The following is a 15102-nucleotide window of genomic DNA, read 5'->3' as shown; positions in this document are numbered from 1 at the left end:
GTGGGTAGGAAGCAACGCTTCAACGCTGACGATGTTATTCGGGCAGCGAAGGAGGTTGGCGTCTTTACCTTCACTATGAGTGATATAGCAAGCAAGATCGGCGTCGCGACCCCCGCGGTGTACCGCCTCTACGATGGCCGCCAGGACATTGTGGATGCAGTCGTTCGGCGTGCCGCCGATGAAACACCAATCGTGCTGGCGGGCACAGATTGGCACGATGCCATTGAGCAGGCAGATGCGAATCTGCGGCGCACCCTGGATGATTTCGTGGGTCTGGGTGAGGTGCTGCTGTGTAACCCGAAATTGACGGTGCATTTTGCCCGTCAGCTCCAAGGGCTCTCCCGGGCACTGGAAGATGGCGGTTTTTCGCATCGCAAGGCGGTGGCTTTCGCATTTATGGCAACCGGGCGGACTATTCTCCACTATGTTACGGAAAAGGCTTTCCGTAACATCGATCTGGAGGGTCTGGATGTCATGGAGAAAACCGGGCCGGATCTGATTCCCTTCCTCGAGGATGCGGCGGAGGAGCCCGCGGGCGCTCTGGACGGATACGAAGCAGTGCTGCTCCGATATCTGGAGGACCGGGAGCGCTAGGCGCGGCCTTTTGCTGTAGTTGCGGGGCTGGAACACGACACCAGCTAGCGCACAAGAATCAACCTGTACACGGGCGGGTACCGAGGAAACGGTACCCGCCCCTTAGTTTGCCAGGCGGACATCATTCTTCCTGAATGATATCCGTATTTCCACAGCATCGTCCTCACCCCGCGCCTCAGCTCCGAATCCAGGACCTACCGCTTGGTGCTCTGCTGCACCACTGCGTACCCGTGCAGGGTCACATCCAGCCCCCGATTCTTGGGCTGATCCGCGGTGTTATGCGGAGCGCGTTCCCGAGCCGCAGCCCAGGCATCGTAAGACTCCTGCGCATCCCAGCCGGTCACCACGTAGTACTCCTCCACCCCGCGCACCGGGCGCCACAGCTCGAAGAAGGAGAATCCGGGCGCGGCATCCACGGCCGCTTTGCGCGCCGCGAAACGCTGCTCAATAACCTTTTCCATCCCGGGAAGGAAGGATAGCGCCACAAGAGAAACAAAACCCGCCTGCGGGGTTTCCCCGTGCTCGACTTCGGGAAGATTGACTACATCAAATTCGAGCAGCTGCGCGCTCAGGTCCGCATGGGCAGCCGCGTGGCGGTTCTCCTCCATCTTGCGCGGATGTGCCGCTGGATCGCTACGCCACGCTGTGAAATCTTCCTCGGACTCCCATTCGGTGACCACCAGGTAGCGCTCCCCTTCGTTGAGCGGGCGCAGCAACCGGAAGGATAGGAAACCGGGCCGCTGATCTACGGCACCTTCGCGCGCAGCAAAACGCGCTTCGAAGTGCTCGCCAGCACCTTCCGGAACAGAAATAGCATTGATTTTCACGACGGTCATGGAGGCTCCTTCACCTTGAATAATGGGACGTGCACCATAGTAACTCTCTTGGCGCCCCGCGCTCCGCATCGTGGAAACTTCACCCTCCGCTCCCCCGCCAGTGCCACAATAGGGCGCATGCCTTCCCACGTATCAGATGTACGCTTCGGAGCACAGATGGCCGCGGGCGCCGGCCTGGGAATGATCCCCCTGGGCATGGCCTTCGGACTTCTTGTCATCCAGTACGGCCAACCGTGGTGGCTTGCTCCCGCGCTGTCCTTCTTTATTTATTCCGGCTCGGCTGAGCTGCTCGCCGTCGCCCTCATTAGCGCACACGCACCGGTCCTCACGATTCTCCTCACCATCTTTTTCGTGAACGTACGTCACGTTTTTTACGCGTTTTCGTATCCCATCGCGCAGCTCACCCACCCGCTTGCCCGCATGTATTGCGTCTACTCCCTCACCGACGAAACCTACGCGATCACCACCTCGCATCCGGGCGTCTGGAACCAACGCCGGCTCATCTCTCTCCAAGCTGTGCTCCAGGCATGCTGGGTTGGTGGCGGACTACTGGGAGTAGCGATTGGCGGATTCCTCCCCGGGCAGATTCGTGGTGTTAATTTTGCGCTCGTCGCCCTTTTCATCGTCCTCGCCCTGGACGCTTTCCACGCACGCCGCGATATTCCCGGCGTGCTCGGTGCCGGCCTCGCGTTCCTGCTGGCGCAGCTATGTGCGCCGAGCGCCCTTCTGCCCGTCGCGATGAGTCTTTTCGCGCTGTTCTTGGTGGTGCGTTTCGTGGTGCGCACTCGTGTCAAGAAGAACGACGGCGCAGCACCTTCCCCGGGCGGCGCAGCAGGCGAGGTAGGTGATCTGCGATGACTAGCTATCTCCTGGCTGTCCTGCTCGGCTCTTTGGCTCTCATGCTGTGCCTGCGCGGGATTCCCTTCCTCATTTTGCATCCGCTGCGCCGCTCGCGCCTGGTTCGAGCGCTCTCGGTCTGGCTCCCGGTGGGGGTGCTGGTCATTTTGGCCCTGGCGATGGTACGCAACGAAGTCCTTCCGGTGTCTGCTGAATCTGTGCTGTACGTGAGCGTAGCCAGCGCCGTCACGATCCTGGCGCACGAGCTTTCTGGGCGCCGCATGCTCGTTTCCCTCGCCGCCGGTACCCTCACCTACATCGGCTTGCTAGCGATCTAGAATCTGGGGTGACGCTTGCGCCACCGGAAGCAAGCGGAAGACGGCTGAGGAGGATCCGGATGTCTCAGGCCCGCAAGCGTAGTTTCGTGAAGCGGCACCCCTACCTCACGCAGATTTTTCTTGCCTATGTTATTGCAGTCCCCGGGTATCTCCTCTATACCGCATATACGGGACAGCTTAACCCGGGGGCTTCGTGGGACCCTCAAGCTTTCATTTTCCTTTCGGTTTTCTTCACCCTCCTCCCCTGGGTGACCACGTACCCGGTTATTCTCACCTGTTACCAGGTGATCGCGCTCATCACCGCAATACGGGGGAAGCCGCTGCCGGTTCTGGAAGTAGCGCATGATGTCTGGACTATCTTTCTAGCGCTTAGTTTCCATTTGGCCGCTATCTCGATGAGATACAGGGTGGTCTTTTATGCCGATTGGTCGGAGCAACTCGTCAATGACCAGACGCATACGCCGGTCCACACTGATTTTCAGCCATTTTTAGTGCTGCTGTGCATCGTATGCTCGGTAGCTTTTCTTTACGTGCGGCTCAAGCCGCTCAGCCAGATCCCGCCACTTCTCACGGTTCTCTGCTTCTCGTGCATCTATCTTGGCAACGCGATTGTTATCGTATGGACTATTCAAACATTCCGGCCTGGGGGACCTGAAAATCTCATTCTGTTGTTGCCGGTCACCGCGGTAGTGTTGATCTCCGCGAAAACAATCATCGTGAAAATCCACGAATTTCATTCCCACGCACCCCAAGCTATCCAGGAGACTCAGGCGGATCGGCGGGTGCCGGACATCCAGGATGCGCAGGATGTGCAGAACGGGCCTCGAGTTCAGGATACCCAGGAGGAACGGGCGGTCGGATCTGGCGTGCTCGCCTACTTTGAAAGGATTCTTTCCCAAGCTAGAAACTGGCCCCTTCTCGCTCTGCTCGCCCTCATCCCTGTGCTGGGTATCTTCCTCCTTATTCTGGTGCTTTTCGGCCAGGAACCAAACGCCGCCATCAAAGCCTTCACGGAAACAAGTGACTGGACGCTTTCGCAGCGCATCGCACCTCCCAATACGTACTACGACGAACACTATCTGTGTACCGTGGCAGCCGGTGGGCACCCGGCGGTAGTCAAACCGATCCGGGACGGAGTGCGCGGCGGGCATCGCATTACCGTGAATCGCCAACTTCTTATTGCGAATGCTTTCGAACAGGTTCTCGAAGAAAAGACCCCGAAGGCACATCGGGCAATCCGCAGCTTCTATAACCGTTACGGCTTCCCGCTCTCGCGACTCATCTGCACCCGCCTCGCAGCGGACGTCGTATGGCTCGCTATGAAACCCCTGGAATGGCTGTTCCTGGCAGTTATTTACCTTGTTGATACTCGCCCGGAGGACCGTATCGCAATCCAGTACACCGGCCGCCGCCGTGAGGACTTCACTGCCGGGTAATCTCAAGCGCGAGTTGAAACTGAACTAATAGCGCAAGGGTGTGTGTAATGTAGCTGCCGTTGCGCTTTGATTTCGGGCAAACGCTGCGGTCTTCCCGCGAGAGTCTCATGGACCTCACGAACTTCGATAGTCACATCGGCCCCGGGCGAGGGGGTATCTGTTTTCAGAGCTGTACTGCGCTTGTCGTACATGCGAAGTACATCCCGAAAAAACACCCCATCTCCCGCGGGCGAGGTAGGTAGAGTGGGTCATTCTCAAGCGTCAAGGCTGCAAAACGTGCATTTTGGACTGTTAGGGGCACAGAGTGTACGCCACGGACATTAAATCGCGCAAAAACTGTCACCCACGTACATTCTGTTAGGCGGCCTGGGCTCTCTCCTCCTCAAAGTGCGCATGTCGAACCGTGGTCCCCGCCAAGCGCGCGTAGGGAACGCGAAATCGCCCCGACACGGTGCTCTCCCGCACACTTTGTTTGCGGGCACGGTTCACGGTAGTTCCGGGCCGGACCACTTCGTTTCCAGGTTCGGTTCATGCGGCTCCGTGAATGCAGTGGGGAGCAGATCCGGATGCCCGGATCTGCTCCCCACTCATTGCGTTGTGTGCGGTGTGCGCCCTGAGCTAGCTCACTCGAAGGCAAGCCGCGCGATAGGCGCGTGACGCACGCCGCGGTTATGCGGCTTTAGCGCGTGGCGTACGCTGCACCTGTGCAGCTTATACGGCCTTAGCGCTTGACGCGCGCCGAGCCACCGCGGGCGAGGTTCTCTACCTCGGCACGGGTAGCCATGGTGGTATCACCCGGCGTGGTCATGGCGAGGGCGCCGTGGGCGGCCCCGAGTTCCACTGCCTTCTGGACATCACCGTATTCCATGAGCCCGAAGATAAGCCCGGAGGCGAAGGAGTCTCCCCCACCCACGCGGTCGAATATCTCTAGGCCATCACGCTGGGTGGCCTGCACGAAGCCCTGGTCACGCTTCCATGCCACTGCACCCCAGTCGTTGATGGTTGCCGAACGGACCTGGCGCATCGTGGTACCGATGGCCTTGAAGTTCGGGAAGGTTTCTGCTGCCTTCTCAATCATCTTGTGGAAGGATTCCACCTGGAGATTATCGAGGTTTTCATTTGCGCCTTCGATTTCCAGACCGAGGCAGGCGGTGAAGTCCTCTTCGTTACCGATCATGACATCCACGAAGGGTGCCAGGGACTTATTCACTTCCTGCGCGCGGGCCTTTCCACCGTGCAGATTCCACAGCGAGGGACGGTAGTTGAGGTCATAGGACACGATGGTGCCGTATTCCTTGGCCTTCTTAATAACCGCCAGCGCCGTTTCCGAAGCTTGCTCCGAGAGGGCCGCGTAAATCCCGCCGGTGTGCAGCCAGCGCACCCCGAGCTCGCCAAAGAGGTAATCGAGATCGATATCCTCCGGGGTGAGCTGCGAAATCGCAGTGTGGGCCCGGTCGGAACAGCCGACCGCTCCGCGCACCCCGAAACCGCGTTCGGTGAAATTGAGACCGTTACGAGCCGACTGGCCGATGCCGTCGTCGTCGACCCAATGAATAAAACGGGTATCCAGACCGCCGGTGAGGATCAGATCCTCGAGCAGCAAGCCCACTTCGTTACGTACCAGGGAAGTGAGGATCGCACCGCGCTTCTGGAAGGCGCGCCGCAGGCCGCGGGCCACGTTGTATTCGCCGCCACCTTCGGAGGCAGCAAACTGACGCGTGGTGCGGATACGCCCGGCACCCGGATCCAGGCGAAGCATGACTTCACCCAGGGAGACAATATCGTAGGTGGTTTCCTCGGCGGATTTAATCGTCAGGGCGTCGCTCACTTGCGAATCTCCTTAGCTAGATCGGATGCTTCTTGGGACAGACGGGTGATCTCCGCAAAGTTCCCAGAGGAAATCAGGTCGCGCTTGATCATCCACGAACCCGAAACGGACAGGATCGCCGGATCGGACAGCCATTCGGCCATATTCGCGAGCTTCACCCCGCCCGAGGGTACGAAGTAGGTATTCGGGAAGGGACCGCGCAGGGCCTTGACCATGGGCAACCCGCCCGCTTCCCCACCGGGGAAGAACTTCACCGCGGTGGCACCGTACTCCAGGGCCATCATGATTTCCGTAGCGGTCTGCACACCCGGAAGGTAGGGAATCTGGCGTTCGGCGGCCACATCGGCAACACCGGCGCTCCAGCCCGGGGACACGAAGAACTTCGCGCCCAGGTCCGCGGCGGTTTCCGCCTGGGCCCGGGTGAGCACCGTTCCAGCCCCCACCGTCATTCCCTCGATATCGCGCATGGCCTTAATGGCTTCCCCACCGGCAGCGGTACGGAACGTCACTTCGGCGCAATGGATACCGCCGGCGACGAGCGCGCGGGCCGCCTCGGGTGCCTGCGCGGCATCATCGATCACCACAACGGGAACAATGGGGTGGGTTTCCAGGAACGGACGAACGTCTGGAAGTTGCTGAGACACTACTTTGCCGCCTTCTTCATCTTGTCGATGCCGTCCCACAGCCCGAGGAGGTACTGGGTGCCCAGTGCCCGGTCATACAGCGGGTAGCCGGGGCGGCCTTCTTCGCCCCAAATCATGCGGCCGTGATCGGGACGCACGTAAATATCGGGGCAGGTATCGTAAATGGCTTCCACCGCGGCCTGCATATCGAGGTCGCCGTCCGCGGACCAGTGGGCTGCTTCCTTGAACGTCTTCTCCCCGAGGTACTTGACGTTACGCAGGTGGGAAGCGGCGATACGGCCGCGTTCGCCCACGTAGCGCAGGATCTCAGCAACGTTATTGGACGGGTTGGAGCCGAGCGAGCCGATGCACACGCACAGGGAGTGCATCGGGGAATCATTGAGAGCCAGGATTTCCTTGATGTCATCCAGGCTCTTGTAGGCACGCGGAATACCGAAGAGATCCCAGGCCGGATCATCCGGATGGCAGGCCATCTTAATGCCGACCTTTTCACAGGTGGGGATGATGCCGTCCAGGAAGTACTTCCAGTTTTCGCGCAGTTTCTCCACCGTCATATTCTGGTAAAGCGCCATGACTTCATCCAACTTGGCCAAGCGTTCGGGTTCCCACCCGGGCAGGGTGAGGCCGCCGGACTCTTCGGCCGTCTTATTGACGATATCCTGCGGGGTCATGCCTTCGATTTCGGAGTGATCGTAGTACAGGCAGGTGGAGCCATCCTCGTTCACGTGAGCGAGCTCGGTGCGCAGCCAGTCAAAGACCGGCATGAAGTTGTACACAACCACCTTGACGCCGAATTCCGCGAGGTTTTCCAGCGTGGTGCAGTAGTTCTTGATGTACTCGTCACGGCTCGGAAGCCCGAGCTTGATGTCCTCGTGGACGTTGACGGATTCGATGATCTCGCATTCAAGCCCGGCTTCGTGGACCTGGTCGATGAGGACCTTGATTTCGTCCTTTTCCCAGTTCTCCCCCGCCGCCTTGTAGGACAGGGTTCCCATAATTCCGGACACGCCCGGAATCTGCTTAATGTACTGCAGCGGAATCGGGTCGTGACCTTCGCCGTACCAGCGGAATGTCATTTTCATTAGTTGATCTCCTCGTGAATAGTGGCACGCACAGCGCCGGGACCGGCAATGAGCTTGGTAAACAGGGCTTCGACCTTTTCCGCCAGCGGAGTGGTATACAGGTCAAGGCCGAAGATATTGGCATTGGACAGAATGGGCTTGAGCACGGCGTGAGCGTCAACGCTTTCACCGAGCTTAATTCCCTTGAGGTGCCCCTGGAGTTCTTCCAGCAGCGGATCGGATGACGGCGTAAATTCTTCGCCATCGTCCGCGATACCGAGCAGGTACCGTGCCCACACCGCGAATACGAGCGGGATCACGCGCAACTTGTCCATATCCAGACCGCGGCGCTGATACTCCTGCAGCGTGACACCGAAACGGATCGGAATCTTCTGCGAGGTATCCATGGCGATACGGGCCGGATTGTCCGGCAGCGCGCTATTGGGGAAACGCTCTTCGAGGACTTCGCGCACGAAGTCCTTCGGATCGATGATCCCCGGATCGGTTACTACCGGCATCGCTTCATCATAGGCGAGGATATTGACCATCTTCGCCAAATCGGGATCGCGCATTTCCGAATCAATGGTCGGGAAGCGCATAACCGTACCGGACACTGCCAGTGCGGTGTGGAGCGGATTGAGGCAGGTGGTGACCTTCATCCGCTCGAACTTATCGCAGGTTTCACGATCGGTGATGTACACGCCGTAGTCCTCAAAAGGCGGGCGTTCGGCCGCGAACTTATCTTCGATAATGAGGTATTCGGTGGGTTCGGCGTTGACAAACCCGGCAATCGGGGTGCGCCCGAGGTGGTCAATACCCATGTCGGTAAAGCCAAGACCGGTCAGGTATTCCGAAACTTCTTCCGAGGGCCGTGGGGTGATCTTATCGATCACGGAAATCGGGAAAGCAACCTTGGTGTCATCACTGACCCAGTCCAGGAATTCCTGGCTGAGTGCGCCGCGCTCCACCCACCCGCGGGCAATTTGCAATATCGAATCGCGCAGCTTATCGCCGTTGTGGGAGAAGTTATCCGCAGAGATGAAGTTAATGGGCGCTCCGCCCGCCTGGTAGCGATGCGCGAGGAGCCCGGCCAGCAGTGCCATGGTGTTTTCATGGTTAGCGTACGGATCCGAAGCGATATCCGCGCGGGTAGCTTCGGAGAGCTCACCCTGGGAATCCTGAATGACATAGCCTTTTTCGGTAATGGTAAGAGTTACCGTGGTCATCTCCGGCTTGGTAAAAATAGAGACGAGCCGGTCAAAATCGCCGTCGCGGCGGGTGGCCAGGCCATCAGCCAGGCCGGCGATAACGCGGGTATCGCGCTTGTCCCCGGAAAGAATAACGCCCAGGGTCAGCAGATCAAAAGCTTCGAGCTGCTTTTCCATTTCAGCGGGATCCATGGGAACCACACCGGTAATCGGCCAGTACTTGCCGTCTGCCAGCATGTCATCCGCAATGCGAGCCAAGAAAATCCGGAAAATATTACCCGGGCCGATATGCAACCAGCGCGGGTTGGTGCGCGCGCGCTCCTGCGTGGCGGCCACATCAAAAGCCGGAACTTGAATACCGGCTGCTTCGTAATCACTCGCGTGGGAAAGCGAGCTGAGATTGAGTTTCATATACATCACCTTTGATAGTTGGATCGGGACAGCTCCACGTGCGATCCACCGGCGGCCGCCCCGCAGGATCGCGGGCATGCGCCGCGTTCCTGCCGTAAGGTCACCCGGTGAGTGAACACCGCTCCCGATGTCACCACCCAGTATTCCTTTATAAGACGACGAACTGGCCGGGCACCCCCGCACCCGTATGTTTCTTTACGTGAAACGCCCGTTCGTACGTATGAAATGATTGTACCTCATTTTCATTCCGGACGGCACCCCTGAGCGACGTGTGAAGTATTCGGATTCCGGGCCTTTTCTTATTCAACACTGACTGCCTGATATCCTCATTTCCATGTTTCACATATTGAAATCCCGCGGTATAATTTTCCCGGCCTGCAGTTATACCCTCGTTGAGTAAAGGAGCTTGAGGTGTCCGGTACTTCTCCTGAGGAGCGCGCTCCGCTCTCCTCCATTGATCGTGCATTGCTCGTTGTCGAGTTTTTAGCACGCCGCGGACCGGAAGGTGCTCCCCTCTCCGATATCGCAGCCGCGGTAGAGTCCAATAAGGCCACGGTTCACCACACTCTGCGTTCGCTGCGCTACCGGGATTGGGTGAACCAGGATCCCGACAACGGTTACTACTTCCTCGGGGACGGCGTCGATCCGATCATTCGCTACACTACGCGCACCCAATTCGTGGTGGACCAACTCCACCCGGCCCTGGTTGCTATTTGCCACCGCTTTAACGAGTTGGTGCACCTGGGCAAGCTATCCGGTCAAGTTGTCACCTACCTGGATAAGGTGGAGCCAGACCGGCCCATTCGAGTGGTTTCTTATATCGGGCGTAATGCGCCGGCCGTCACCACCGCGCTCGGGCGTGCCCTCCTGGGCGCGAATAACGTGACGGGCGCGGAAATTGACTGGTACCTGAGTGTCCCCACCGATACTCCCCCTACCCGCGCCGCTATCGAAGAATGTATCGAGCATGTGCACCGCTACGGCTGGGGTATGGAAGTGGAAGAAAACGAAGCGGGGATTGCTTGCGTGGCGGTTCCCGTGGATTTGAAAAACGGCGAGCGGGTAGCGGTATCCGTCACCGCGCCCGCCGAACGCCTGGGTGCGGCAACACGTGAAGCGGTGGCTTACGGCATCGCGGAAGAAATCAGCGCTATCGCCGGTTCCACCGGCGTGAGCGTTCCGGAGGTTCTACTGCCGCGCTCGGCGCGCTAGCCGGAACGCCGGGGGCAGCGATGGGAGCTTTCCTGCCGCGATCCCTGCCGGTGGTGGAAGTACGACGACGCCACTAGCTGCGCCGTCGTACCCCATCTCCGCTACTTCTTGCGCCGTTCGCGCACCCGAACCGAAATCTGAAGCGGGGAGCCTTCGAAGCCGAAAGTGGCCCGCAAGCGATTTTCCAAGAAACGCCGGTAGCCTGCTTCGATGAAGCCGGTGGCAAAAAGCACGAAACGCGGCGGACGGGTGGAAGCCTGGGTGCCGTAGAGGATACGCGGCTGCTTGCCTCCACGCACCGGATGCGGGTGCGCGGCCGCCAATTCGCTGAGGAAAGCATTGAGTTTGCCAGTGGGAATACGCTGGTCCCAGGATCGCAGCGCAGTGGTCATGGCGTTGGAGAGCCGATTGGTATGCCATCCGGTTTTTGCCGAAAGATTGACGCGCGCGGCCCACTGGATCTGAACCAGCTCCCGCTCGAATTCGCGGTCAAGTTCGAAGCGACGTTCGTCATCCACTTCGTCCCATTTATTGCAGACGATGACCAGGGCGCGCCCAGCGTCAATCACCTGCTGGATCACCCGAATATCCTGTTCGGTCAGCGGCTCGGAGGCATCGATAAGAGCCAGGGCCAGCTCCGCTTCCGCCAGCGCGCGCTGGGTGCGCAGATTCGCGTAATAATCCGCCCCGCGAGTTTGGTGAACCCGTCGGCGAATTCCAGCGGTATCAACAAAAGTCCACGGGGTACCGTCTAGCTCAATGACTTCGTCAACAGGATCGCGAGTGGTTCCGGCAATATCACTCACCACGGCGCGCGTTTCCCCAGCTAATTGGTTGAGCAGTGAGGACTTGCCCACATTCGGGCGCCCCACAATCGCGACCCGGCGCGGGCCGCGGTGAACGGGACGTGCCGGTACCTCGCGTTCCGCAGGAAGCGCACCGATGACCACGTCGAGAAGATCCCCCGAGCCACGCCCGTGCAGGGCGGATACCGGGTACGGCTCCCCCAGCCCTAAAGACCACAGATACGCCGCATCCGGTTCCTGCTGGGGCGAATCTACTTTATTGGCCGCAACAATCACGGGCTTGCGCGAGCGGCGCAGTACCCGCACCAGAGCCTCATCGGTATCCGTCATACCCACGGCGGCATCCACGACGAAAATAACGGCATCGGCCTGGTCAATAGCAATTTCGGCCTGCAGGGCAACATCGCGATCCAGACCGGCAACATCACGTTCCCAACCGCCGGTATCCATGAGGAGGAAGCGGCGATCCGCCCACTCGGCTTCGTAAGATACCCGGTCACGGGTCACGCCCGGAACGTCCTGCACCACGGCCACCCGCTTACCAACAATGCGATTCACCAGGGAGGACTTGCCCACATTCGGGCGCCCAATAACCGCCACCACGGGTAGCGCGCGGGCAGCCGCCTGCTCCTGGGGTTCCTCACCGGCCAGGAGCGCCAGATCGGCTTCGTCCAGATCGTAGGCGTCCAGACCGGCCCGGAGTACGCGTTCGGCATCGTCCGGGGCGGTCCCCTCCGTGCTCATATCACGGTATTCCTCAGTCATTCCTGTTCCTTTCGAGAGCCCTGTGCCAGCGCTCGCACCGCGGCCACCACGTCCGCAATACTCATCTGAGAAGAATCAATTGTAACGACTCCGTCGCGATCTTCCAGGAAAGAAGCGACCGTCGAGTCCTTCGCATCCCGCTCGCTCACTTCCGCGCGGGTAGCTGCTAGGGCAGCGGGCGCTACGCTTCCGCGTACCTCCCGGGCCCGCCGCGCCAAACGTGTTTCTTCCGATGCGGTGAGAAGAATTTTTGTGGGCGCATCGGGGGCGACGACGCTGGTGATATCGCGCCCCTCCACCACAATGTCCGGGTGCGCTGCAATAATGGCCCGCTGCCGGGCAATGAGTTCGGCTCGTACCTCAAGATTGACGGCCACCTGGGAAACTACCCGGGAAAGCTCCGGAGCGCGAATAGCGGCGGTTATATCTTCACCTTCGCAGCTAATCACCTGTTCATCAGGATCGAGGGGCATCTCAAGTTTCATTGTCCGCACCACGGCGGTCACGGCCGGCCCATCAGTGAGCTCCACGCCGGCACGCTGCGCGGCCCAGGCCGCGGCGCGGTACATTGCCCCGGTATCCAAGTAGCGCAGCCCAAGTTCCCGGGCAACCTGGCGGGACACGGTGGATTTACCCGAGCCGGAGGGTCCGTCAATAGCAATGGGATAGCCCGCAGCTTCGGGGCGTGGGATGCCCAATGTGCCCATCTCACTCATGCTCTCCTCCTTCAATAAAAGCTTGCCACTGGCGCGCGGCGAGAGCCCCGGTGAGATCCCGGGCAGCGGCCGGAGCTACAGATAACCGTGCCCGCCCTACTTTTTGGGACACGGAATGTTCAAGAGAAAAATCTTCAATATTCACGCCGATTTCCCCTACCTCGGTGAAGAGGCGGCCCAATTCACCCGGGCGGTCCGGAACCAGGACGGTTACTTCGGTGTAGCGCTGGGGAGCTCCCCCATGTTTGCCGGGAATACGCGCCACCCCGCGCCCACCTGCAGCGACCACCGCGGCAACCGCCCGGGCCAGCCCGGGTGCCCGCGCCGCACCCGCGGCTTCTTCGAGTGTGCTGGCCAGGGTGGCGGTGCGCTCGGCAACATCGCGAAGAACGGGAGCAACCGCCGCGCAATTACAGGCGATAATCGCGGTCCATAGCTGCGGATCCGAATGGGCCAACCGAGTCATATCGCGTAAACCTTGGCCGGCGAGGCTCAGCTCGGTAGCTGCGGCGTCGTTCAACGTGCCCGCCAGCAGGGACGACACCAATTGCGGAACGTGACTGACAAGGGCAACGGCGCGATCATGCGCGTTTGCCTCCACAAGAATCGGCATGGCCCCGCAATCCAAAGCCAGGGTGCGCAAGTGCACAATATCTTCTTCGCGGGTCTCCGGGCGCGGGCAGATCACCCACGGACGGCCCTCAAAAAGATCGGCATCCGCGGCGATCGCCCCCGAACGTTCCCGACCGGCCATGGGATGGCAACCCACGTAGCGGGCTCGTTCGGGATGCGCGGCAAGGCGATCCGCCACCACGCCCTTAACGGAGGCAACATCGGTGACAAGCGCGGTGGGGAAACGATCCAGGGCCGTGCTCACCACCTGCGCCGTCACATCCGGGGGAACCGCAACTACCACGAGGCTCGGCACCCAGGCATCTTCCGGAGGCTCCTCCCCCGCCCCCAGATCACGGGCGAGGGCCGCCGCGAGCGGAGAAGCATCCTCCAGATACACCGGGATATCGCGCAGCCGTAGCCGCAGTCCGAGGGAAGCGCCCAGCAACCCCGAACCGATAATAAGGACCGGACCGGCGCGCATCACATCCCTACCGAATGCATGAGGGCCGAGAGCTCACTTCCTGCGATAACCCTGCTTTTACCGGGGCGCAACCTCCCGGCATCAATAGTGGCGAAACGGGTGCGCACCAGTTCCATAACGGGGTGTCCCACTTCTTCCATAATGCGACGCACAATCCGATTGCGGCCCGAATGCAACGTGAGTTCCACGATGGAATTGCGCGGCTGCGATTCCCGCAGTACGAATTTATCCACCCGGATGGGTCCGTCCTCCAGGGTGATGCCCTTTTCCAACACTCGCGCGAGGCCACGCGTCACCTGGCCTTCCACCCGCGCCACGTAGGTTTTGGGGACCTCGTACGAGGGGTGGGTGAGCCGATGGGTAAGTTCGCCATCGTTCGAGAGCAGAATCAGGCCCTCGGTATCTTCGTCCAGGCGCCCGACGTGGTAGAGCCGTTGCTCGTATTTCTCCACGTACTGGGCGAGGCTCGGGCGGCCCATATCATCATCCATGGTAGAAACAACCCCCGGCGGCTTGTAAAGCGCGACGGTCAGGAGATCGGGTTTCACGGCGATTGGCATACCATCCACGTGGATGGTGTCACGTTCGGCATCCGCACGCGTTCCCATTTCGGTCACGACGGCGCCGTTCACAGCCACCCGCCCCTCGGCAATGAGCGCTTCGCAAGCGCGCCGGGAACCCACCCCCGCGTGGGCCAGGATCTTTTGCAAGCGTTCTCTCATCTTATTTCTCTTTCCACATCATCAAGGTCGGTTGCTTCGGGTAGATAGGGCGCCAGCGGAGGCAGGTCATCCAGGGAATTCATACCCATGGCTTCGAGGAAATACGGGGTGGTCACATACAGCACTGCACCGGTGGACGGTGTAGTGCCCGCTTCTTCAATGAGGCCGCGAGTGGCGAGCGTACGAACAACTCCATCAACGTTCACACCGCGAATTGCCGCGATCTGGGCACGGGTAACAGGCTGCCGATAAGCGATCACCGCCAGCGTTTCCAAAGCCGGCGTGGATAGTTTACCCGATTGTCCGCGGGTCACGTGGGCAAGAACAACGTCCGATACTAACGGATTGGTGTAGAAACGCCACCCCCCTCCCGCTTCGCGCAATTCGAATCCGCGCGGGCGCCCACTACGGTACTCCCGGGCCAGGTTCTCCAGCTCGGTGCGGGTTTCCGCTTCGCTCAAGCCCACCGCTTCGGCCAGGATGGCGAGGGGAACCGGGGTGGCCGCCACAAAAAGCACCGCCTCGAGTGCGGTGGCGGGGCAAAGATCAGCCACAGATTCTCCTTTAAGCTTCCGGATTCGGAGCGGCACGC

Annotated in this window: 15 protein-coding genes; 5 read left to right on the top strand and 10 right to left on the bottom strand. The window is 60.2% G+C overall.

Annotated features, from left to right (window positions below; all coding sequences use genetic code 11):
- Window positions 1–594, top strand: a complete 594-nt coding sequence (locus ACRQEG_RS04990; protein WP_320757151.1) for a TetR/AcrR family transcriptional regulator — start codon at window positions 1–3, stop codon at window positions 592–594.
- Window positions 595–788: 194 nt separating this feature from the next.
- Here ACRQEG_RS04990 and ACRQEG_RS04985 read toward each other — a convergent pair whose 3' ends face one another.
- Window positions 789–1430, bottom strand: coding sequence for an antibiotic biosynthesis monooxygenase family protein (locus ACRQEG_RS04985; RefSeq protein ID WP_320757152.1), 642 nt, complete (start codon window positions 1428–1430; stop codon window positions 789–791).
- Window positions 1431–1547: 117 nt separating this feature from the next.
- Here ACRQEG_RS04985 and ACRQEG_RS04980 point away from each other — a divergent pair, with 117 nt between their 5' ends.
- The 3 genes from ACRQEG_RS04980 to ACRQEG_RS04970 are packed head-to-tail and all read left to right on the top strand — an operon-like array spanning window position 1548 to window position 4041.
- Complete coding sequence (locus ACRQEG_RS04980) at window positions 1548–2288, top strand: AzlC family ABC transporter permease (protein WP_320757153.1); 741 nt, start codon at window positions 1548–1550, stop codon at window positions 2286–2288.
- Window positions 2285–2605: an AzlD domain-containing protein gene (locus tag ACRQEG_RS04975; protein ID WP_320757154.1), complete on the top strand. Its 321-nt coding sequence runs from the start codon at window positions 2285–2287 to the stop codon at window positions 2603–2605. Before ACRQEG_RS04980 ends, ACRQEG_RS04975 begins: the two co-directional genes overlap by 4 nt.
- A 59-nt stretch (window positions 2606–2664) precedes the next feature.
- Window positions 2665–4041, top strand: a complete 1377-nt coding sequence (locus tag ACRQEG_RS04970) for a DUF6688 domain-containing protein (RefSeq protein ID WP_320757155.1) — start codon at window positions 2665–2667, stop codon at window positions 4039–4041.
- 721 nt (window positions 4042–4762) lie between these two features.
- Here the strand turns inward: ACRQEG_RS04970 and ACRQEG_RS04965 are convergent.
- The 4 genes from ACRQEG_RS04965 to ACRQEG_RS04950 are packed head-to-tail and all read right to left on the bottom strand — an operon-like array spanning window position 4763 to window position 9193.
- A complete protein-coding gene (locus ACRQEG_RS04965) occupies window positions 4763–5869 on the bottom strand; it encodes a sugar kinase (protein ID WP_320757156.1) in 1107 nt (368 codons plus the stop codon).
- A complete protein-coding gene (locus ACRQEG_RS04960; protein ID WP_016442775.1) occupies window positions 5866–6513 on the bottom strand; it encodes a bifunctional 4-hydroxy-2-oxoglutarate aldolase/2-dehydro-3-deoxy-phosphogluconate aldolase in 648 nt (215 codons plus the stop codon). The genes ACRQEG_RS04965 and ACRQEG_RS04960 overlap by 4 nt, the downstream gene beginning before the upstream one ends.
- Complete coding sequence (gene uxuA, locus ACRQEG_RS04955; RefSeq protein WP_016442774.1) at window positions 6513–7595, bottom strand: mannonate dehydratase; 1083 nt, start codon at window positions 7593–7595, stop codon at window positions 6513–6515. Before uxuA ends, ACRQEG_RS04960 begins: the two co-directional genes overlap by 1 nt.
- Window positions 7595–9193, bottom strand: coding sequence for a mannitol dehydrogenase family protein (locus ACRQEG_RS04950; protein WP_039898995.1), 1599 nt, complete (start codon window positions 9191–9193; stop codon window positions 7595–7597). Before ACRQEG_RS04950 ends, uxuA begins: the two co-directional genes overlap by 1 nt.
- Before the next feature lie 411 nt (window positions 9194–9604).
- On the opposite strand from ACRQEG_RS04950, the gene ACRQEG_RS04945 reads away from it, so the two are divergent.
- Entirely contained in the window at window positions 9605–10405 is an 801-nt protein-coding gene (locus tag ACRQEG_RS04945) for an IclR family transcriptional regulator (RefSeq protein ID WP_016442772.1), read from the top strand.
- 101 nt (window positions 10406–10506) lie between these two features.
- Here the strand turns inward: ACRQEG_RS04945 and der are convergent, their stop codons facing one another.
- Genes der through scpB form a run of 5 tightly spaced genes read right to left on the bottom strand, consistent with a single transcriptional unit; the run spans window position 10507 to window position 15064 of the window.
- Complete coding sequence (gene der / locus ACRQEG_RS04940; RefSeq protein ID WP_320757157.1) at window positions 10507–11976, bottom strand: ribosome biogenesis GTPase Der; 1470 nt, start codon at window positions 11974–11976, stop codon at window positions 10507–10509.
- Window positions 11973–12692 carry a (d)CMP kinase gene (gene cmk / locus ACRQEG_RS04935; protein ID WP_320757158.1) on the bottom strand — a complete coding sequence of 240 codons (720 nt, stop codon included), beginning with the start codon at window positions 12690–12692 and terminating at the stop codon, window positions 11973–11975. Before cmk ends, der begins: the two co-directional genes overlap by 4 nt.
- Window positions 12685–13788: a prephenate dehydrogenase gene (locus tag ACRQEG_RS04930; RefSeq protein WP_320757159.1), complete on the bottom strand. Its 1104-nt coding sequence runs from the start codon at window positions 13786–13788 to the stop codon at window positions 12685–12687. Before ACRQEG_RS04930 ends, cmk begins: the two co-directional genes overlap by 8 nt.
- Entirely contained in the window at window positions 13788–14510 is a 723-nt protein-coding gene (locus ACRQEG_RS04925; protein ID WP_016442768.1) for a pseudouridine synthase, read from the bottom strand. Before ACRQEG_RS04925 ends, ACRQEG_RS04930 begins: the two co-directional genes overlap by 1 nt.
- Window positions 14507–15064 (bottom strand): SMC-Scp complex subunit ScpB, encoded by a 558-nt coding sequence (scpB, locus tag ACRQEG_RS04920; protein ID WP_320757160.1) that lies wholly within the window; start codon window positions 15062–15064, stop codon window positions 14507–14509. The genes ACRQEG_RS04925 and scpB overlap by 4 nt, the downstream gene beginning before the upstream one ends.
- Between the last annotated feature and the right edge of the window lie 38 nt (window positions 15065–15102).

Origin of the sequence: Actinotignum stranguriae (assembly GCF_051265215.1) — a bacterium.
GTDB classification, from domain to species: Bacteria; Actinomycetota; Actinomycetes; order Actinomycetales; family Actinomycetaceae; genus Actinotignum; species Actinotignum schaalii_C.
The sequence above is the reverse complement of the archived record's forward strand: the minus strand, read 5'-3'. Positions and strand labels throughout refer to the sequence as shown.